Below are 1,001 nucleotides of genomic sequence, written 5' to 3' on the forward strand. Positions count from 1 at the left end.
AGAACAGCGAGCACGTACATCCCGGGGCGGCCCCGCCCCGAAGACGGCGAAGCGCCCCCACGGAGCGAAGCGGCGCCCCCACGCAGCGAAGCGGAAGACCACCGCCCTACAACCCGTGCCGAACATCCCCCCCAGGCCCCAGCAATCCCACCAGCCACATCCTGAGCAACGACAGGCGCCCCACCAGACACACGCCGAGCAGCAAGCCCATGCAGATAGGCCCCCACGGACCCGGCATCGAGCGCTCCGAGCCCGGCGGCGAGCAGCGACCCGCAGAGCCCGGACAACACGTCACCACTCCCCGCGGTGGCCAGCCAGGCGGTACCTGTGGAATTGACCCGAGCCAAGCGCCCGGCACCCTCCCCCGGCCCCCCGGCAACCAAGGTGGTGGACCCCTTCAAGAGCACGGTGGCGGAGAACCGGTCAGCCAACTCCCGCACAGCCGCGAGCCGCTCCGCCTCCACCTCCTCCCGGGCAACCCCCAACAACGCGGCGGCCTCCCCCGCATGAGGCGTGAGCAACGTAGGCGCGGCCCGCCCCCGAACGGCCTCAGGATCGGCGAGCCGCAGCCCATCGGCGTCGATCAGAACGGGCACCTCCGCACCCAGGACATCCGCGAGCCCGGAGGCGTCGTCACCAAGTCCGGGCCCGGCCACCCACGCCTGCACCCGCCCCGCCTTCCCCGGCGCGCCTTCGGACACCAGGGTCTCGGGGAACCGCGAGACGACGGCGCCGGCCGCAGGCCCGACGTACCGAACGGCCCCGGCCCCACCCCGCAGAGCTCCGGCGACGGCAAGCACGGCGGCACCGGGATACCGGGCGGACCCGGCGACGATGCCCACGACACCACGCCGGTACTTGTCGCTCTCCCCGGTGGGTTCAGGCAGCAGCCGGGCCACGTCACCGTGCTGAAGGGCCTCCAAATCGCCCTCGCCGCGCCCTGGTTCAAGCCCGATGTCGACGAGCCGAACGGCACCGGCGTACTCCCGCCCGGGATCCAC

Annotated in this window: 1 pseudogene; it reads right to left on the minus strand. The window is 73.0% G+C overall.

What is annotated here, in order from left to right:
- Positions 1-131 precede the first annotated feature (131 nt).
- A pseudogene (locus ACWD4P_RS38580) lies at positions 132-1,001 on the minus strand (NAD(P)H-hydrate dehydratase); the annotation flags it as partial.

Source organism: Kitasatospora sp. NPDC002543 (genome assembly GCF_053594915.1).